Raw genomic sequence first — 20,497 nt, forward strand, 5'->3', positions numbered from 1 at the left:
TTTTGGAAGTTTTTTGGAGATTTTTTGGCACGCCTGAAACGTACTGACTAGGTATTTTGGTGTTTGGGTGGGTGTTTGGGGCTCTTTCAAGCCCTTATTTGTGTCCTACTTCACTCTTTTTCGGGTTGCATGGGTGTTTGGGGGTCTGTATAGTTTTATGAGTCGCCGCGGCGAGGAGGAAAAAACGAAGAGTTTTCTTCGGTGTTTCTCCTAGTCAGGAGCGGTTTGACTGGCTTTCAATTGTATAGTGTTTTGGTTTCTTGCTTGAAGGAATTCTTGGTCATTTTCTGGTGATGTGAAGGAGTTTAGGAAAGAAACTTTGTGGTGTGAATCACGGAAATCGGATTTGCATGGCAAACAAAACGCTGGTACAGTTGATTGGGTTGCCGCGGGAACGCGGTAATGATGATAAAGAGAATGACCGTTCAACGGTGAGACTTCTTGTACGAGTAGTTGAGGTGTTGAATCGGTGTGTTGCTTGAGAACTCAATAGTGTGCTTTGTTCAATAAAATCACCGAATGGTGATGGAAACTGAAACTAATACCAAATATTTATTTATATTTGATAATCATCAAATGGTTTCAAATTTAGTCAGCTTGAGTCGCACACCCCCGTGTGTGATTCGCTGTTTGAGATCAGGTTATCGAACTTTTCTATTTTTTCAACGGAGAGTTTGATTCTGGCTCAGGACGAACGCTGGCGGCGTGCTTAACACATGCAAGTCGAACGATGAAGCCTAGCTTGCTAGGTGGATTAGTGGCGAACGGGTGAGTAATACGTGAGTAACCTACCTTTAACTCTGGGATAAGCCTGGGAAACTGGGTCTAATACCGGATACGACCAATCTCCGCATGGGGTGTTGGTGGAAAGCGTTATGTAGTGGTTATAGATGGGCTCACGGCCTATCAGCTTGTTGGTGAGGTAATGGCTCACCAAGGCGACGACGGGTAGCCGGCCTGAGAGGGTGACCGGCCACACTGGGACTGAGACACGGCCCAGACTCCTACGGGAGGCAGCAGTGGGGAATATTGCACAATGGGCGCAAGCCTGATGCAGCGACGCCGCGTGAGGGATGACGGCCTTCGGGTTGTAAACCTCTGTTAGCAGGGAAGAAGAGAAATTGACGGTACCTGCAGAGAAAGCGCCGGCTAACTACGTGCCAGCAGCCGCGGTAATACGTAGGGCGCGAGCGTTGTCCGGAATTATTGGGCGTAAAGAGCTTGTAGGCGGTTTGTCGCGTCTGCTGTGAAAGGCCGGGGCTTAACTCCGTGTATTGCAGTGGGTACGGGCAGACTAGAGTGCAGTAGGGGAGACTGGAACTCCTGGTGTAGCGGTGGAATGCGCAGATATCAGGAAGAACACCGATGGCGAAGGCAGGTCTCTGGGCTGTAACTGACGCTGAGAAGCGAAAGCATGGGGAGCGAACAGGATTAGATACCCTGGTAGTCCATGCCGTAAACGTTGGGCACTAGGTGTGGGGGACATTCCACGTTTTCCGCGCCGTAGCTAACGCATTAAGTGCCCCGCCTGGGGAGTACGGCCGCAAGGCTAAAACTCAAAGAAATTGACGGGGGCCCGCACAAGCGGCGGAGCATGCGGATTAATTCGATGCAACGCGAAGAACCTTACCAAGGCTTGACATATACTGGACCGCATCAGAGATGGTGTTTCCCTTCGGGGCTGGTATACAGGTGGTGCATGGTTGTCGTCAGCTCGTGTCGTGAGATGTTGGGTTAAGTCCCGCAACGAGCGCAACCCTCGTTCTATGTTGCCAGCACGTTATGGTGGGGACTCATAGGAGACTGCCGGGGTCAACTCGGAGGAAGGTGGGGATGACGTCAAATCATCATGCCCCTTATGTCTTGGGCTTCACGCATGCTACAATGGCCGGTACAGAGGGTTGCGATACTGTGAGGTGGAGCTAATCCCTAAAAGCCGGTCTCAGTTCGGATTGGGGTCTGCAACTCGACCCCATGAAGTCGGAGTCGCTAGTAATCGCAGATCAGCAACGCTGCGGTGAATACGTTCCCGGGCCTTGTACACACCGCCCGTCAAGTCACGAAAGTTGGTAACACCCAAAGCCGGTGGCCTAACCTTTTGGAGGGAGCCGTCTAAGGTGGGATTGGCGATTGGGACTAAGTCGTAACAAGGTAGCCGTACCGGAAGGTGCGGCTGGATCACCTCCTTTCTAAGGAGCACATTTAGTTGGCCATGCTGTCTGCGAGTGTCGGATGGGTGGTTTTGCTCATGGGTGGAATGTTGGTTTTGGGTTGGATGAGGCGCATTGTTGGGTTTTGGGGTAACACGTGTGTGTTGTTCCTGTTTTTGCCTGGCATGGTGATGATGCAGATGTTTTTGTTTGTGTTGTTGTTGTGTTGTGGGTTGTTGTTTGAGAACTATATAGTGGACGCGAGCATCTTCTGGAATTTGCGTTGAATCAATGTTGTGTTGGTTTGATTGTTGATTTTAGATTCTTATTTTTCTTGATTGTGTGTAAGTTATTAAGGGCACACGGTGGATGCCTTGGCATTAAGAGCCGATGAAGGACGTGTGAATCTGCGATAAGCCTCGGGGAGCCGATAACTGGGCGTTGATTCGAGGATTTCCGAATGGGGAAACCTAGCTCATCTTCATGGTGAGTTACCGCCAGCTGAATGTATAGGCTGGTTGGGGGGAACGCGGGGAAGTGAAACATCTCAGTACCCGCAGGAAGAGAAAATAAAGTAATGATTCTGTGAGTAGTGGCGAGCGAAAGCGGAAGAGACTAAACCTGTGGTGTGTGATAGCGGTTAGGCGTTGCATCATGGGGGTTGTGGGAGTCACAGTGGCAGTTCTAACTGGCTGCCGGCATGATGTTCAGGATGGTAGGTGAACGACTTGGAATGGTCGGCCGTAGAGGGTGAGAGTCCCGTAATCGAAATTGTTCTGTCCGTGGTGTGGCCACCCGAGTAGCACGGGGCTCGTGGAATCTCGTGTGAATCTGCCAGGACCACCTGGTAAGTCTAAATACTTCTTAGTGACCGATAGTGAATCAGTACCGTGAGGGAATGGTGAAAAGTACCCCGGGAGGGGAGTGAAATAGTACCTGAAACCGTGTGCTTACAAGCCGTTGGAGCCTTTTGGGGTGACAGCGTGCCTTTTGAAGAATGAGCCTGCGAGTTAGTGTTATGTCGCGAGGTTAACCCGTGTGGGGTATCCGTAGCGAAAGCGAGTCTGAATAGGGCGTTTGAGTGGCATGACCTAGACCCGAAGCGGAGTGATCTATCCATGGCCAGGTTGAAGCGACGGTAAGACGTCGTGGAGGACCGAACCCACTTCAGTTGAAAATGGAGGGGATGAGCTGTGGATAGGGGTGAAAGGCCAATCAAACTCTGTGATAGCTGGTTCTCCCCGAAATGCATTTAGGTGCAGCGTTACGTGTTTCTTGCCGGAGGTAGAGCTACTGGATGGCCGATGGGCCTTCACGGGTTACTGACGTCAGCTAAACTCCGAATGCCGGTAAGTGAGAGCGTAGCAGTGAGACAGTGGGGGATAAGCTTCATTGTCGAGAGGGAAACAGCCCAGACCACCAACTAAGGCCCCTAAGCGTGTGCTAAGTGGGAAAGGATGTGGAGTTGCTTAGACAACCAGGAGGTTGGCTTAGAAGCAGCCACCCTTGAAAGAGTGCGTAACAGCTCACTGGTCAAGTGATTCTGCGCCGATAATGTAGCGGGGCTCAAGTACACCGCCGAAGTTGTGGCAATGATCTTTTTGGATTGTTGGGTAGGGGAGCGTCGTGTGGCCGTTGAAGCTGCGGTGTAAACCAGTGGTGGAGGCTATGCGAGTGAGAATGCAGGCATGAGTAGCGAAAGATGAGTGAGAAACTCATCCGCCGGATGATCAAGGGTTCCAGGGTCAAGTTAATCTGCCCTGGGTTAGTCGGGGCCTAAGGCGAGGCCGACAGGCGTAGTCGATGGATAACGGGTTGATATTCCCGTACCGGTGAAGAACCGCCCATACTGATATTGTGATGCTAACCATGCGAAGCATGATGTGCAGGCTTTTGTTTGTGTGTTGTGTGGGTTGTGGGACCCGATCTTTGGAGGTAAACGTGTTAACAGGTGTGACGCAGGAAGGTAGCCAAGCCACGCGATGGTTGTCGTGGTCTAAGCGTGTAGGGTTGTCGGTTGTTAAATGCGCCGGCTGTGTGCCTGAGACGTGATGGGACTCCGTTTTTGGGGGATTTGGTGATCCTATGCTGCCGAGAAAAGCATCGGCGTGAGGTTTTAGCCGCCCGTACCCTAAACCGACACAGGTGATCAGGTAGAGAATACTAAGGCGATCGAGAGAATCATGGTTAAGGAACTCGGCAAAATGCCCCCGTAACTTCGGGAGAAGGGGGACCTTGAGCGTGATGGGCACTTGCTGCCTGGAGCGTGTATGGGTCGCAGAGACCAGGGGGAAGCGACTGTTTATCAAAAACACAGGTCCGTGCGAAGTCGTAAGACGATGTATACGGACTGACTCCTGCCCGGTGCTGGAAGGTTAAGAGGATTGGTTAGCCTTTGTGGCGAAGCTGAGAATTTAAGCCCCAGTAAACGGCGGTGGTAACTATAACCATCCTAAGGTAGCGAAATTCCTTGTCGGGTAAGTTCCGACCTGCACGAATGGAGTAACGACTTCCCTACTGTCTCAACCATGAACTCGGCGAAATTGCAGTACGAGTAAAGATGCTCGTTTCGCGCAGCAGGACGGAAAGACCCCGTGACCTTTACTATAGTTTGGTATTGGTGTTTGGTTTGGCTTGTGTAGGATAGGTGGGAGACTGTGATGCATGGACGCTAGTTTGTGTTGAGTCGTTGTTGAAATACCACTCTGGTCAATCTGGATGTCTAACTTCGGGCCATGATCTGGTTCAGGGACAGTGCCTGATGGGTAGTTTAACTGGGGCGGTTGCCTCCTAAAGTGTAACGGAGGCGCCCAAAGGTTCCCTCAGCCTGGTTGGCAATCAGGTGTTGAGTGTAAGTGCACAAGGGAGCTTGACTGTGAGACTGGCAGGTCGAGCAGGGACGAAAGTCGGGACTAGTGATCCGGCGGTACGTTGTGGAACGGCCGTCGCTCAACGGATAAAAGGTACCTCGGGGATAACAGGCTGATCTTGCCCAAGAGTCCATATCGACGGCATGGTTTGGCACCTCGATGTCGGCTCGTCGCATCCTGGGGCTGGAGTCGGTCCCAAGGGTTGGGCTGTTCGCCCATTAAAGCGGTACGCGAGCTGGGTTCAGAACGTCGTGAGACAGTTCGGTCCCTATCCGCTGCGCGCGTTGGAAATTTGAGAAAGGCTGTCCTTAGTACGAGAGGACCGGGACGGACGAACCTCTGGTATGTCAGTTGTACCGCCAGGTGCATGGCTGATTGGCTACGTTCGGGAGGGATAACCGCTGAAAGCATCTAAGCGGGAAGCCTGTTTCGAGATGAGATTTCCTGGCACTTTTTGGTGTGTGAGGCTCCTTATAGATGATGAGGTTGATAGGCCGGGTATGGAAGCGGGGACTGAAGACTCGTGGAGTTGACTGGTACTAATAGGCTGAAGGCTTATTTTTTCGAGGAATTGTGTGTTTGCGTTCACTGTATGGTTTTTGGATAACAATCCAATAGGTAATAAAAAGAGCCCGCTTGTGCGGGCTCTTTTGCTTTAATAGCTAAAGCTAGAAAGGGGCAGACCCATGCGGGTCTGCCCCTTTCTTGTGCCCTCAGACCCTTGTCTATAATGCTTTGTCTACAAGGAAGAATGCTCCTCACAGACACACTGGGATAGAGTAGAACCATGCACTACCCCATGTTTTCCCACGCACCAGAGCCAGCCGATCAGCAACACCAACACAACGGTGAAGAACGAACGGCAGCCCTCTACGTAGAGAGCACACTGGACCCTCACGAAGCCTGGGCGGCACTGACCGAATACATTCACCTCTGGTGGCCCAGGCAGCTCCTACAGAGCGAGGAAAGCCATATCGACCTCTCCACTGAGCTACTGCTCGAAGAGACCGCAGACGGGGATATCATTCCTGTCGCACGCATTATCCAATGTGAGAACGAAGACGTCTTCACCATCGCACCCTACCCGGGTACACGCCTGGGGCGGCTCATGGGCGTAGCTGAAGAATCAGAAGAAAGCCTGAGCTTCATCCTGGATGCTCTAGCCCCGGAGACCGCAGAAGGACCGTTATCCCTGCTCGAAATCAGTAGCGGCACCTACGCGGGCCGTGAGGATGAAGAACTGGGTATCTACGCGGGACAGGAAGAAGCAGCTGTGCTACTCATGGGTGCCTACAGCCGCTTTATTGGGACTACGCTCCAGAGAGAAGAATTATAGGGGCTCACGGGTAAAAGAGGGTTCTCAACCCTGTAGAGTGGCATGTCATGAGCACACAGGAACATGACACCGTATAGCAGAAGGAGGCACGCCCCATCTGGGCACGGCTGCGTACTAAAGCTGTGGCAGAAGAGACACAACTTCAGTGCTACAGCAAGACTGATGTGCTGAAACAGAGCAATATCTGGTTCCGTAAACAGGGCGCGCCCCTCATCATTTCTGCGCGTCAACGTGCTCTCGATGCGTTCTCACGCTTCGTGCCATGGATCCTGTGGGCTGGCATCATGCATAGCTGCTATATCTTCCTGCGCGACCTTCTCCTCTTCGTAGTAGAGGATGTGAAAGGTTCCCTACCGAACTACATCAAAGCTCTCACAAGCGATAGCGCCCTCAGCAACGAAGTACTCCCAGTGCTCATACTCGGCGGGATTTTCCTCGTTATGCCGGTCATCTTCGGCATGTTCATTACTCTTGCCCACGGGCTGATGGTCCGTACCCCGCGATGGGTTCAAATCACCACGGGTATTCTTACCGTACTTTTTGCCGGAATACTCTTCACCACCGGCGTCTTCGAAGCAAGCACCCTTGACGGCCTCGACTTCGTCTACGACGGCGGCCAAGTATTCCCGCTCATCGTTATCGGAATCTACCTCGCCATCTTCCTGGGCGTAGATACCGTACTCGGCTGGTCCCTCAAGCACGCCATCCACCAGCTCGCCTCCCTGCCGCCCATGATCGCGAAAGTACTGCCCGTGCTCATGGTGTCCGTGCTCTTTATCTTCGTGAACGCAGACCTCTGGACGCTCGCCAACGGACTCAGCTTCCCGCGCACCTGGGCGGTTCTGGGACTCATAGGGCTACTCGCGGTGCTCGTGGTCGTCACGACCTCCCTAGAGTGTACAGCGCGCCTGCTGGGGTGCTCCAGAGGGGACGACATCGCAAGCTTTAGTGAGAACGACTACAAGCATGCCGTAGCCCTCGAAGGCGGAATCTGGAACACCGCCCAAGACTGGGTTGAAGAGAAGAAAATTCTTGAACACCGACCCCTCAAAATCGCACCCTGGGACAACCTCATTATCATCCCCATGATTGGGCAGATTATTCAGGCGACCCTCTTCATGCTGCTCGTCTTCGGATTCTTCATGGGGTTCGCCTCCATTGCTATCAGCGACTCCACCCTCGAATCTTGGATGGCAGTCAAACCCGAACACCTCAAAATCCTCGGCGTAGACACCAACATCAACGCCGTTGTCATCAAGGTGTCCATGATTGTAGCCGTGTTCTCTGGGCTTAGCTTTGTCGCAACCACCAGTAGTGACGAAAAGTATGCCCGAAGCTTCCTCAAGCCCATGATTGAGCGAATCAAGCACATCCTGATTATTCGCGATATCTACCTGGGCCTGCTCACCCTGCCCAAAAACGAAGTGCTCGTACCCCTCGAAGAGGAGAAAACTACCGAAAAAGAGCCTGACAAGGCATAAAGGGGCCACTTAGGGGGTATAAGCTAGTGGGTCGACAGGTTTATCGTCAGCAGGTTGAACACCAGGTACGCCATCAGAAGTGCCGTCGCCCCATCCAAAATACGCCATGCCGAAGGACGCGCAAAGAACGGACGCAACAGGCGTGAACCATAGCCCAGCATCAAAAACCAGATGAGGCTACCGCAGCAGCAGCCCAGGTAGTACCACCAACGGTCAGGATTGCCCTGGGCGTTCGCCAGCGAACCCAAAAGAATAGTCGTATCCAACCAGGCCAGCGGATTCAAATACGTTACCGCTGCCGTGGTCAGCAGAGCCGCCTTCAACGGCTGAGAATCACCCTCATCATCGACCACAATCGAATGAGGGGTAAACACTCGGCGGCCAGCCTCAAAACCAAACCACGCCAAAAACGCCGCACCAACATAGCGGAACACCTCAATAAACCACGGCGCCGCATCCAGCAGGGCGCCCAGCCCTACCACACCCAAGCCAATCATGAGAGCATCCGACAGAATACAGAAAACAAGAATTGGGGTAATATGCCGGCCCAAAATACCCTGACGCAGCACAAAAGTTCCCTGGGCGCCAATACCCGCCACCAAAGAAATCGTGGTGGTAGCACCCAAAAACAGCAAAGACAGGGAATCGGACACAGCAAAACTTTCTATGCGAATCAAAACAGGGACTGACTCACTCGTATAGCGGCAGAGGGCATCTCGCACATCCTGCACAATGCGGGGGATATAATCCTACTCACTGAAGCACGAAGTGCCAGAGGCGAGAATACCGGAAAACAAATCATAAATCTATCTAAATATTTTTACAGTACGTAAGATATTCTTATGACACGTTTCAGCACCGACCAGCTCACCACCTTCGCCTCCGTCATCGAACAGGGTACCTTTGATGCCGCGGCAGACGTCCTACGAGTGAGCCCCTCCGCCATCTCCCAGCGCATCAAAGCAATGGAGCAAATCGCCGGAAAGGTCCTGTTACGCCGAAGCAACCCAGTCACTCCCACCGATGCCGGACAGAGCGTGCTGCGCATCGCCCGACAGAGTGAATTCCTACAGCAAGAAATGGAACGCGAACTCATGGGCGCCGGTGGCTTCCAGAGCGTCGCAGTAGCCGTTAACGCCGATTCCCTAGCCACCTGGTTTCTCGATGCGGTAGGCACACTCAGTCGCGAAGACGGCATCTTCTGCGACCTGCGACGAGAAGGAGAATTCCACTCCTCCGCCATGCTTCGCTCAGGAGAAGTCATGGCAGTCATTACCTCCAAACCCGAAAAAATCCCCGGCTGCTCCGTTGAAACCCTCGGCGTGGCACGCTACTGGTGTGTCGCGACTCCCGACTTCATGCAGCGATACCTGCCTGGCTGGCCCAAGCGCGTGAGCCGCGAAGAGCTCAACCACGCCCCCGTCGTTGAATATGATCGCAAGGATTTTGTGCAGGACGTGGCGCGGGCTCTCATCGAAAACGAAGTAGGTCTAGAAGCCGAAGAGACCTTTGTACAAAGCCCCACCATCTACATTCCCTCCTCGCCGGACTACGCGCGCGCCGTCAGCGCCGGCATCGCCTGGGGACTCATCCCAGAAGCTCAATGTGCCGAAGAGCTTGCTGCGGGGCAACTCATTGAGCTTTCCAGCACTCCCGTGGAGTTCCCCCTCTACTGGCAGCGGTGGAACATTAACTCGCCCGTCATGGAGACCGTAACCCGCCGAGTCCATGAGGCAGCCCGCGGTGACCTGGTGTACTAAACGAGTCGACACTGGTCAATCTGAAATAAATGACTAACTTTATAATAAGACTCTGACAAGTATATATATCTATATCGGTATATATGGATAAGGTGATATCCTTCCTCAAGTACCCCGCGGACACGAAAAAGCGGCCGCCCCCAACGAGACGGCCGCATCCCCAAGACGCTCTAACGCCAGCGGGTCATCATCAACATACTCACCATCATGGCGCCCACACCGATACTGACGTTCCACATACCCAAATCAGGAATCGGGAACAAACCCTGCGTAATGTAGAAAATAATAATCCACAGGATGCCCAAAGCCAGCAACGAAAACATGATGACTCGGTACCACAGCGGAGTCTGCTCCTTCAGCTGCGTACCGCTCTCCATCTCATGGGCAATCTCGCGCAGACGAATCTCGCTTGCGTCCTCCACCTCAGACTTCTCGGACTTCTGAGACTTCTTCTTGGATGATGCCTTAGCTGAGTTGGACGACATACTTCCTCCGCTTATTGTTATATGGGTAACCTGAAAATATACGTTTACACCTATCTTTGCAGACTTGCGGGATGATTTCACCTCGCCCGAGCGTTAAACACAGCGTATGACGGCTGAGAAACGCTACGCCACGAACTTCAAGGAGAGAGAGCATGAGCCACGGAAAGGCACACGAGGCTACGCGCCGACCCCGCACCGTGCTGCAATGGATTATCCAGATCACCGGTGAGCTCCTCATCACTGCGGGCGTTATTCTGCTTCTCTTCGTTGCCTGGCAGCTGTGGTGGACCAACATCGACGCTGACCGCACTCAATCCCAGGCCGTCAGCACCCTCGTGCAAGAGTTCGATGCACATCCTGCCGAAGCCCCACCCAGCTGGGACCCCAATACCCCTCCTCAAGGCCTGAGCGAACCTGAACACGGTGAGGTCTTCGGAGTCGTCTACATCCCCAAATTTGGCGCGGATTATCATCGTCCCGCCACCCAGGGCACCAGCGCCGACGTGCTCGACTCCCTCGGTCTCGGACACTACGACGGGACCGCCATGCCCGGACAGATCGGCAACTTCTCCCTCGCCGGCCACCGCCAAACCCGCGGTAAAGTCCTTAACGACATCGACCTGCTCACCGAAGGCGACCACATCTACGTGCGCACTAAAGATGGCTACTACACCTACACCGTCTACAGCCACGAAATCGTGCAGCCCGACCAGGTAGAAGTCATCGAACCTGTACCCGGCCAGCCCGGCGTAGCCCCCACCGAGCGCCTCATGACCCTCACCACCTGCCACCCACGCTACGGTGATACCGAACGATACATCGTGCACGCCCGATTCGAATCGTGGCGTCCCGCCTCCGCCGGTGCTCCCGCAGAAATCGCCGCCTCTGTGGCCGGATCTTAAGGAAAGGAAAAAAACATGTACGGATGGATTTTCCGACACCTACCCGGGCCCCTGTGGCTTCGCATCATCATCGCCATCGTGCTGGTGCTCGTAGTCGTCTACCTGCTCATGGAGTACGTCTTCCCGCACTTCGCCGAGTACGGCCCCTTCAACCAGAACGTCACCATCAACCATTAGCGCTAGGACAACACCATGACCCGCATCCTTGTCATCGACAACTACGATAGCTTCGTCTTCACCCTCGTGGGATACCTGCAGCAGCTCGGCGCCGAGACCACCGTCATCCGCAACGACGAATACGACCTCAACGAAGTCATCAAGCTCGCCGAAGAACACGACGGCGTGCTCGTCTCTCCCGGCCCCGGCGCTCCCGCAGAAGCGGGCGTCATCATTGACACCATCCGCTGGGCTGCCGAAGCGAAGAAGCCTCTGCTGGGCGTCTGCCTGGGTCACCAGGCCATTGCCGAGGCCTTCGGTGGCACCGTTACTCACGCTCCCGAGCTCATGCACGGCAAGACCTCGCAGATGGTGCACGAGAACGTCTCCGTCTTCAAGGACGTCCCCTGCCCCTTTACCGCAACCCGCTACCACTCGCTCGCGGTCGTACCCGAGAGCATGCCCGACGTCCTGGAAACCACCTCCACCACCGACAACGGCATCATCATGGGTCTGCGTCACCGCGAAGCCCCCATACACGGCGTACAGTTTCACCCCGAATCGGCCCTGACTGAAGGTGGCTACCTGATGCTCGGCAACTGGCTCGAAGAAACCGGCCTGCACGGCGCCGCAGAACGCGCAAAGAGCCTCTCACCCCTCATTGCCTAACCCCCACCACCATAAAACCGACAGAGCGCCGCACATCGCCTCCTGAGAGTCCTTACCCGAGCAAGTCCATGCCCGAGCAAGGAAAACCCAGGAGGCGATTTACGTCTACGGGACAACGAAGAAATGGCGGATACAACAAAGGGGGCGGCACCCGCATCCGAAGATGCAGGTGCCGCCCCCTACGCTATCTATTAAATCTAGCGCTGGCCGGCATTACCGCCGTTAGCGTTGCCACCGTTGTTACCCTGAATGGTTCGGGTATTAACCGAAGCACTCGCAGAAGCCGTAGGCTGCTGGTTACCAGTGGTAGTGTTCTGGTTACCGGTCGAAGTAGCCGGCTGAGTAGCCTGCTGAGTGGCCTGACGCTGCTGGTTACCAGTGGTAGTGTTCTGGTTACCGGTCGAAGTAGCCGGCTGAGTAGGAGCAGTCGTCTGGGTCGGAGTAGCGGCCACACGAATCGTCACGGTGCTATTCTGCGGCACCAAGGTACCAGCCGCAGAGCTCTGCGAAAGCACAGTACCGGCGGGACGCTCGGTCGTCTGAACCGTCTCAATGTTAGTGTTCAGCAGAACATCCTGAGCGGTCAGAGCGGCAATCGCCTGATCCTTGGTCAGACCCACCAGCGAGGGGACCTTCACCTTACCCGAGGACAGAACAATGTTCACGGTGCTACCAGCCTCAACCGTCTGAGCGCCCTTGTCGTCCGTCGAACCCTTCTCAGGAGACAGCTCAACCACCATACCGGCAGGCACCGACGCGCTCTCCACGGTGGAGACACGGCCGTCCACCAGACCAAGGTCCTTCAGAGCGTTACGCACGTAAGCCTCGCTCTGACCCTGCAGGTTATCGGGCAACTTAATCTTCTCCGGACCGCTCGAAACGGTCACAGTCACAGTCGAACCCTTATTAACCTTTGAACCGACACCCGGCTCGACGCTAATCACGTTGCCCTTCTTGATGCTGTCAGAGTAAGCCGTGCGGTAGTCAAGCACGAAGCCCAGGTTACGCAGCTGATTATCGGCATCATCACGGGAAACGTTCACGACGGCCGGCACCGGCACCTGCGGAACCTCATTCAGCTTGTTCTGGTAGTACAGGACCGAACCGACGCTAAACGCCAACAGCGCGGCGATGAGAATACCCACCAGGAAGCGCGTCCATGCACGCTTACGAGGCGAACCCTCGTCATACTCGGCGTACTCCTCGTCCTCGTACGGCTCTTCCGCCTCCTCATAGTCGAAGAAGCCATTAAGGCCGCCATCCTCCACCGAAGCCTCAGTAATTGAGGTAGTGTACGGGGCGTAATCCTCGCCTAGGGATGCGGTAGTTGCCGACGGCACGAACGCAGTCGTCATAGCGGCGTCCTGAGCCACAGTCTCCTCACCGGGACGGATCACGGAGACCAGGGCCTGCTCGAACTCAGCAGCGCTCTGGTAGCGGTCATTCGGGTTCTTAGCCAGGCCCTTCAGGATGACAGCGTCCAGGCCCGCCGGAACCTCGAGCGGGGTGAACTTGCTCGGGGGCTCAGGAGTGTCGGAGAGATGCTTAGCCGCCAAATCCACATTCGACTCGGCGTCGAAGGGGGAGCGGCCGGCAATCATCTCGTAAATCACGCAGGCGGCCGAGTACAGGTCACTACGGGCGTCGACCTCCTTGCCGCTGACCTGCTCGGGGGACATGTAGCGTGCGCTACCCATCACCACGTTCGCCTTGGTCAGCGCCTCGCCGGCCTCCTCAATCGCACGAGAAATGCCAAAATCCATGACCTTAATCTGGCCCGGCTGACCCTTCGTGATATCCTCGCTGGTGCGGTCCAACACCATGATGTTTGCCGGCTTAATATCGCGGTGAATGATACCCATCGAATGGCTGTACTGGAGCGCACCCAACAGCTGCTCAGCGTAACCCAGTGCATCGCGCACCGGCAGGTGACCGCCGCGCGACAGGATAGTGCGGAGAGTGTGGCCCTCCACATACTCCATCACAATATAGGGGATGAGCGTAGGCTTACCCGCAGCCTCATCCACGCCGTAGCTCTGGGAAGGATCGAACGAACCGGTGTCATACACCGCAACAATCGCAGGATTATTCAGAGACGCGACGGCCTCCGCCTCCCGCTTAAAACGGGCACGGAAGGTCTCATCCTGGGCCTGCTCCGGACGCAGAATCTTAAGAGCCACCTTGCGGCCAAGACGGGTGTCCTCGGCAGCGTAAACGGTCGCCATCGCACCGGTACCGATTACCTCGAGTACCTTGTAACGGTTATCAACCGTGTCGGGAACCGACAGGTCCATAAGTTCTCCTGGATCAATAAGACTAAAAACTAAATCAAAACGTAGGGGCTAACGCGCCGAAGCAGAAGCCGACGCAGACGGTGCCGCGGAAGTACTAGCACTCGATCCCCTACCCGAATTGGAAGAGGCCACATACATGTCTACATTACTACCAACCGTCACCTTAGTGCCAGATGAAGGGGTAGTACGAAGCACCGTACCGGGAGCCGCAGTATCCGAATTCTCATAGTGCAGAGAGACATTCACACCAAGCGCTGCAACAGCCTTCGAAGCCTCATCCACGTTCTTACCCTCAAGGTTCGACGGGAGAGTCACCGACTTCGGACCGGTCGAGTAACGCACCGTGACGCTACTACCCTGATCCAAAGAGCCGGTCGGCGACACAGAAATCACCGTGTTCTCCGGCTGAGTAGACTCCACACCCTCCGTCTTGGGGGAAAGACCGAGGTTCTTCAGCTCATTGACCGCATCCTGCAGCTCACGACCCTCATAGTTCACCGCATTCACGGTCACCTTCTTCTTAGAAGAGTGCGGGGCCGTAGCCTCGCCCGTCTCCACCGTCGATACCTTGCCGGTGTTCGTCGGCGCTGCAGAAACCGAAGCGCTCGCCGAAGAATCTGGGGACGCGCCGCCTCCACCGTTATTGGTGAAGAACACGGTCCAAATGCCACCCAGAATTAGCAGGATTGCCAACAACATCGCAATCCACATCCACACATTCGGGCCACGCTTCGACGAAGAACGAGCCGCCGCAGCACGCTCCGCACTCGTACGCACCGTCTGCGCGCTCGTGCGAGGGATAGGCGCCGTTGTCGGCTCCGGCGAGAAACGCCCGCCCGAACCGAAACGCGGAGCAGCGGAAGCGCTAATCGGCTCAGCCGCAACATGCATAGCGTCCATAGCTACGGTCGCATCGTCGGCATTCTCCTCAGCCAAGAACTGGGCCAGGGAAGGCACAGCCTTCACCGCGGCCTTCAAATCGCGGCGGCGAATCGCATCCACCGCAGAGGCCAAAGCGGTTGCATCCTTAGGCCGCTGCGCAGGGTCCTTCGCCAGCAGACACATAATTAGCGCGCGCGCCGCGGCCGGGATGCTCTCCGGAAGCGGCGGCGGCGGATCATTCACCTGAGCCAACGCAATCGCAATCTGTGACTCACCCGTAAACGGACGACGACCCACCATGCACTCATAACCAATAATGCCCAAGGAGTACATATCCGATGACGCGGTCGCAGCCTGACCGGTAGCCTGCTCAGGAGCCAAGTACTGGGCGGTGCCCATCACCTGACCGGTCGCCGTCAACGGCACCTGATTTGCCAGACGAGCAATACCGAAATCGGTCACCTTTACGCGGTCGTCAGGAGTGATAATCAGGTTACCGGGCTTCACATCGCGGTGCACCAGGCCCTGCGAATGCGCGGCGGCCAACGCACGAGCGGTCTGCGCGATAAAGTTCAGGACACGGTCCGGCGTCAGAGTGCCTTCGCGCTCGATGATGCTCGACAAGGGGCTACCCGGCACAAGCTCCATCACCAGATAAGCGGAGTTATCCTCCTCGCCGTAGTCGAACACATTCGCCACGCCGGGGTGGTTCAGCAACGCCGTATTGCGCGCCTCCGCACGGAAACGCTCCAGAAACCCGGGGTCGCCGGTGTACTCTTCCTTCAGAATCTTGACCGCAACGATGCGACCGAGCACCTTATCGCGAGCCTTCCACACCTCACCCATACCGCCAATTGCGATACGTTCGGTCAGAGTGTAGCGCCCGCCCAGGGTAATATCAGCTGCAGGCCTCACTTGTTCAACACCGCCTCAAAAAGTTGCTTACTCGTACCGGTCGCCAATTGCGCACCGGTCGCCACATCAATATCCTCATACACCACTGCGATGGCAATCTGAGGGTCATCGGCCGGAGCGAAGCCGGTGAACCAAGAATTATTCAAACCCGCCGTGGTCTCCGCGGTACCGGTCTTACCCGCCACCTTCACACCGGAGACACCAGCATTACGTGCAATACCATTATCAACCGCATTCACCATCCACTGCTTCACCTGGTTAGCAATTTCAGGGCTAGTGGACGTACGCAGCTTCTCAGGAGAGAACTCCTGCAAAGTGCTCAGGTTGCTGGTCTTCACCGAACGAATCAGGTTCGGCTTCATCTGCACGCCGCCATTTGCAATCGCTGCAGAAGTCATCGCCACCTGCAGCGGAGTGGTCTTCACGTCGTACTGACCAATCGCCGACTGGGCCAGCTGGCTCTGCGTCAGATTCGAAGGGAACGAGGACTTCGACACGGTCAGCGGAATCTTCAAATCCTGACCGTAACCGAAGTTCTCGGCAGTCTTCGCGATGCGCTCCTGGCCCAAATCCATCGCAATCTGCGCAAACGGCGTATTACAGGACTGAGCCAAAGCCCACTCAATCGTCACCTGAGTGCGGGTCGAACACTGACCGCCCGTATAGTTCGGCAGGCTGATGTTCGTGCCCGGCAGCGGCAACTGCGCGGGGTTCGCAATGACCGAAGATGCGTTGTACTTGCCGGACTCCAGCGCCGCCACCGCATCAATAATCTTGAAGGGCGAACCCGGCGAGTACGTGTTACCCGCAATCGCTCGATTGAAGAGAGGCTGATCCTCATCAGCCGTCAGCGCCTGGTAATTCGCAATCACGGAAGAACCCGAATGAGAAGACAACAGGTTCGGATCGTAGGAAGGGGAAGAAGCCATCGCCAGAATCTCGCCGGTCTTCGGATTCAGCGCCACGACGGCACCTTTACGACCCTGCAGAGCGTTGTAGGCGATGTCCTGAAGCTTCGAGTTGATGGTCAACTCCACGCTAGCACCCTGAGCGGAAGAACCACTGAACAGCTGCGCCACACGGTCGTAGAACTGGCTATCGCTCGTGCCGGCAAGCTCCTTATCCATGGCAGCTTCCAGGCCAGTCGCACCGTAGATAGTGGAGAAGTAGCCGGTCAGAGCCGCGTACTTGAGCGGGTGGTTGTACACGCGCTGATAGTTGTACTCATCATTAGACTTCACCGAGGATGCAATCTCCGTGCCGTCCACCACGATGGAACCGCGCGCCGAACCGTAGTTATCGTACAGCGCTCGGCTATTCCACGGGTTAGCCATCAGAGTCTTCGAATCGAAGAACTGAATGTAGCTGAGGGTACCCATCAGCAGGACAAACACGCACGCGGCAGACATCCACATGCGGCGAATCGCCCTATCCATTCTTCTCACCTCCAGAATCCTTTGCCGTGATACGGGCCAGGACGCTCGTCGCGCCCTCAGGCTCGTAGCTGGTATCCATATGGTCGATACCCTGCGGTGCGTCGTAACCGGCCACCAGGTGCGGGGCGCGGGCACTATGCGAAATCGACAGCCACAGCGCCACAATAATCCAGTTGGCCACCAGCGACGAACCACCAGCCGACATGAACGGAGTCGTCAGACCCGTCAGCGGAATCAGACGGGTCACACCGCCAATTACTACGAAGAGCTGCAACACCATGACCGTGGACAGGCCCGCCGCCAGCAACTTACCGAAGCCATCGCGGGTACCCAGAGCCGCGCGGTAGCCGCGTGAAACCAACAGCATGAACATCATCAAGATGGCACCCAGACCAATCAGGCCCAGCTCCTCACCCAGCGACGAGATAATCATGTCGGAATTCGCGTAAGGAACCAGGTTCGCTCGGCCCTGACCCCAGCCGCGACCAAATAGGCCGCCGTACGCCAGACCGAACACGCCCTGCAGAATCTGACCCGAACCGCCCGGCGAAGCCTGGTAAATATTCGGGTCAAAGGCGTGAACCCACGCGTAAATGCGGGCGTGCACGTGCGAAACATAGTTGTACGCGAAGTAACCGCCCACAGCGATACCGATACCGGCCACCACCAGCCACGACAGGCGGCCCGTCGCCAGGTACAGCATCGCCATGAACAAACCGAAGAACATGATGGCTGAACCCAGATCCTTCTGGAACACCAGAACACCCAGGCTCACGAGCCAAGCCAGGAACACCGGCGCCAAATCGCGCAGTCGCGGCAGATTCACCGGACCGATGCGGCGGCCCGCCACCAGAATCAGGTCGCGGTGCGTCGCCAAGTAACCGGCAAAGAAAATCGCCAGCGTAATCTTCGCGACCTCACCGGGCTGGAAGGTACGGTTACCGATGTGAATCCAAATGCGCGCACCGTTCAACTCCATGCCCAGACCGGGAACCAGCGGCATGATGAGCAGAATCATCGACAGCACCAGAGAGGTGTACGTGACCTTGCGCAGCACACGGTGATCGCGCAACACGAACACGATGACCGCGCACAGCACCATAGACACACCGGTCCACATCAGCTGACTATCACCCACCGGAGCCGCAATCTGTGGATCCAGACGGTAAATCATCGTCAGGCCAATACCGTTCAACGCCACCACCAGCGGCAGGATGAACGGGTCAGCATAGCGGGCACGGAACTGCAGGACCAGGTGAATCAGAAGCGAACCGGCACCCAGCACGATAGTGCAGGGCAGCCACTGGCTCTTCGACGTGTCCAGGGCATGCTCCGGGTCAATCAGATACATGCTGAAAGAGCTAATGCCAACAGCCACAACCAGTAGCAACAACTCCGTGAAACGACGCGCGCGCGGCGCATCGGAATCTCGGCGGAACGATAGCTTAGCCACGGTTCTCACCGTCCTCCGGGCTCGGGGATTCGGTCGGGGTCTCACCCTGCGACTCAACAGGCTCGGGAGTGAGCGATGCGGTTGCCGTCGGGCTAGGAGTCGGCGAAGCGGAAGCGGACGCCACCTGCTCAGCCTTCATGCGGCCCTGCTCAGCCTGGGTCTTCAGACGCGACACAATCTGGTGCGCCTCATCCAGGTCCTTCGCGGTAATCGAATGACGCAACAGAGTGCGGGTATGGTCGGAGAGCTGCGAGGTCGGAATATCGGTATTCTCCACCACATGCGAGAGGCGAATCGGGCCCAGAGCCTGCGGAATACCGTTGTACACCGCCACCGTGTCGTCACTTTCACCCACATAGTAGCTATGTTCCACATAACGCAAACCAGTCCACGCCGCCAGGGTCAGCAGAGCAGCCACCAGCAGGAAGATGAAGAGACGCACCGACCAAGAACGGCGAGGGGAACGCTCAGCCGGTTCCTTCGCGATGAGCTCCTCCAGCTCAGCAGGCAGGGGAGCGTCATCCACCGTCAACGGCATGCGCTGAGCCACCGTGGCACGGTGCTCCAAAGTACGGGAAGTCACCGCCGGAATCATACCGGTCTCAGTCGCCACCGCGGCGGCACCAACCAACTGATGCGGACGTGAACCCAGTTCGCCGCGCAGAATCGCGGCATTGGTGAGAGCCGCATCCACAGCGTTGTCGTAGGTTCCAATGTGGTGGCGCACCGCATCGGAACCGCTGTGCAACAGGGTTCCAGCGAAGTCGCGGGCACGGCGAAAACGACGCACATTCTGGTCGGCAGATTCTTGCTCCAGTGCGGCGAGGGTCGCCTCCGCAGCCTCAGCAGTTGCGGCAACCTCAGGGAGCTTCTGCGTGTTCACGCTGACTTCCTGCTGCGCCTCAATCGAGTCGGGCAAAGCGGAATCCGGTAGCGCGGAGGAACCCACCGGCTCATCCACCGGCAGTTCTTCGCGGTCGATGACCTGCAGGGCCACAACGGTCACGTTATCGGGCGCGCCACGCTGCAGAGTCATGGAGATGAGCGTGTCGGCCATTTCCGCAAGGTCGTCATGCGAACGCATCACCTGCTCAATCTCGGGCACGGACACCACCGCATCCAGGCCGTCCGAGGACAGCACCCAGCGCTCGCCCACGACGGCGTCCAGGGTCTTGAGCTCCAGCTCAGGGGAAGCGTCGACATCACCGAGAACGCGCATAATCACGTTCTTATGCGGGTGATGCTCGGCCTCCTCCGGGGTAATACGGCCCTCGTTCAGCAGACGCTGCACGAAGGTGTGGTCGGTTGAAATCTGCTCAAACTTACCGTCGGCACCCGGGCGCAGGCGGTACGCACGCGAATCGCCGATATGGGCGAACTCGATGCAGTCGCCGTCAATCAGCAATGCGGTGCAGGTGGTGCCCATCCCCGCTAGCTGCGGATCGTTAGCAGCCAGCTCGTTAATAATCAGATTGGCACTCTGAATCTCATCAGCTAGGTAAACGCCGCCGGTACCATTCTCAAAGTCGGGGTGGTCCAGCGGGGTCAGGTTCAGCACCGTGGTTGCGGAGGCGACATCACCACCCACGTGACCACCCATGCCATCGGCGACAACCGCAAGGTAGCGGCCACCGTAACCGGAATCGTCATTTTTGGAGCGTTTGAGACCCGTATCGGAGCGCGCCTCAAGACGGAAAGCAATCTTCAC

At 56.3% G+C, this 20,497-nt stretch carries 13 protein-coding genes and 2 rRNA genes; 8 read left to right on the plus strand and 7 right to left on the minus strand.

Annotated elements, in window-relative coordinates; genetic code table 11:
- The first annotated feature begins 662 nt into the window (after positions 1–662).
- The 4 genes from JX292_RS05580 to JX292_RS05595 all read left to right on the plus strand — a co-directional run bounded on the left by JX292_RS05580 (position 663) and on the right by JX292_RS05595 (position 7,837).
- A 16S ribosomal RNA gene (locus JX292_RS05580) occupies positions 663–2,189 on the plus strand.
- Between the two features lie 303 nt (positions 2,190–2,492).
- Positions 2,493–5,583, plus strand: a 23S ribosomal RNA gene (locus JX292_RS05585).
- Together the 16S and 23S rRNA genes form the textbook arrangement of a ribosomal RNA operon.
- A 236-nt stretch (positions 5,584–5,819) precedes the next feature.
- The gene (locus JX292_RS05590; RefSeq protein ID WP_239653659.1) at positions 5,820–6,356 is read left to right on the plus strand and encodes a GTPase; all 537 of its coding nucleotides are present in this window, start codon (positions 5,820–5,822) and stop codon (positions 6,354–6,356) included.
- A gap of 164 nt (positions 6,357–6,520) precedes the next feature.
- Positions 6,521–7,837, plus strand: coding sequence for a D-mannonate dehydratase (locus tag JX292_RS05595; RefSeq protein ID WP_239653660.1), 1,317 nt, complete (start codon positions 6,521–6,523; stop codon positions 7,835–7,837).
- Between the two features lie 23 nt (positions 7,838–7,860).
- On the opposite strand, the gene JX292_RS05600 is transcribed toward JX292_RS05595, so the two are convergent.
- Positions 7,861–8,490, minus strand: coding sequence for a LysE/ArgO family amino acid transporter (locus JX292_RS05600; RefSeq protein WP_204862376.1), 630 nt, complete (start codon positions 8,488–8,490; stop codon positions 7,861–7,863).
- Positions 8,491–8,679: 189 nt separating this feature from the next.
- Here JX292_RS05600 and JX292_RS05605 point away from each other — a divergent pair, with 189 nt between their 5' ends.
- Positions 8,680–9,597 (plus strand): LysR family transcriptional regulator ArgP, encoded by a 918-nt coding sequence (locus JX292_RS05605; RefSeq protein ID WP_204862377.1) that lies wholly within the window; start codon positions 8,680–8,682, stop codon positions 9,595–9,597.
- 170 nt (positions 9,598–9,767) lie between these two features.
- Here the strand turns inward: JX292_RS05605 and JX292_RS05610 are convergent, their stop codons facing one another.
- Positions 9,768–10,082, minus strand: coding sequence for a cell division protein CrgA (locus JX292_RS05610; RefSeq protein ID WP_204862378.1), 315 nt, complete (start codon positions 10,080–10,082; stop codon positions 9,768–9,770).
- A gap of 152 nt (positions 10,083–10,234) precedes the next feature.
- Here JX292_RS05610 and JX292_RS05615 point away from each other — a divergent pair, with 152 nt between their 5' ends.
- From JX292_RS05615 to JX292_RS05625, 3 genes are read left to right on the plus strand one after another with little or no spacing between them, the layout of a single operon-like run.
- On the plus strand, positions 10,235–10,984 hold the full coding sequence (locus JX292_RS05615; RefSeq protein ID WP_204862379.1) for a class E sortase: 750 nt from the start codon (positions 10,235–10,237) through the stop codon (positions 10,982–10,984).
- A gap of 15 nt (positions 10,985–10,999) precedes the next feature.
- Positions 11,000–11,161, plus strand: coding sequence for a hypothetical protein (locus tag JX292_RS05620; protein ID WP_204862380.1), 162 nt, complete (start codon positions 11,000–11,002; stop codon positions 11,159–11,161).
- A 15-nt stretch (positions 11,162–11,176) separates the two neighbouring features.
- Complete coding sequence (locus JX292_RS05625) at positions 11,177–11,809, plus strand: aminodeoxychorismate/anthranilate synthase component II (RefSeq protein ID WP_204862381.1); 633 nt, start codon at positions 11,177–11,179, stop codon at positions 11,807–11,809.
- Positions 11,810–12,006: 197 nt separating this feature from the next.
- On the opposite strand, the gene pknB is transcribed toward JX292_RS05625, so the two are convergent.
- From pknB to JX292_RS05650, 5 genes are read right to left on the minus strand one after another with little or no spacing between them, the layout of a single operon-like run.
- Complete coding sequence (gene pknB / locus JX292_RS05630; RefSeq protein ID WP_204862382.1) at positions 12,007–14,103, minus strand: Stk1 family PASTA domain-containing Ser/Thr kinase; 2,097 nt, start codon at positions 14,101–14,103, stop codon at positions 12,007–12,009.
- Positions 14,104–14,151: 48 nt separating this feature from the next.
- Complete coding sequence (locus JX292_RS05635; protein WP_204862387.1) at positions 14,152–15,900, minus strand: protein kinase domain-containing protein; 1,749 nt, start codon at positions 15,898–15,900, stop codon at positions 14,152–14,154.
- Positions 15,897–17,336 carry a peptidoglycan D,D-transpeptidase FtsI family protein gene (locus JX292_RS05640; RefSeq protein ID WP_204862388.1) on the minus strand — a complete coding sequence of 480 codons (1,440 nt, stop codon included), beginning with the start codon at positions 17,334–17,336 and terminating at the stop codon, positions 15,897–15,899. Before JX292_RS05640 ends, JX292_RS05635 begins: the two co-directional genes overlap by 4 nt.
- Entirely contained in the window at positions 17,329–18,789 is a 1,461-nt protein-coding gene (locus tag JX292_RS05645) for an FtsW/RodA/SpoVE family cell cycle protein (protein WP_204862389.1), read from the minus strand. Before JX292_RS05645 ends, JX292_RS05640 begins: the two co-directional genes overlap by 8 nt.
- Positions 18,782–20,497: a PP2C family protein-serine/threonine phosphatase gene (locus JX292_RS05650; RefSeq protein ID WP_204862390.1), complete on the minus strand. Its 1,716-nt coding sequence runs from the start codon at positions 20,495–20,497 to the stop codon at positions 18,782–18,784. Before JX292_RS05650 ends, JX292_RS05645 begins: the two co-directional genes overlap by 8 nt.

This window comes from Rothia mucilaginosa (assembly GCF_901875305.1).
In the GTDB taxonomy this organism is placed as follows: Bacteria; Actinomycetota; Actinomycetes; order Actinomycetales; family Micrococcaceae; genus Rothia.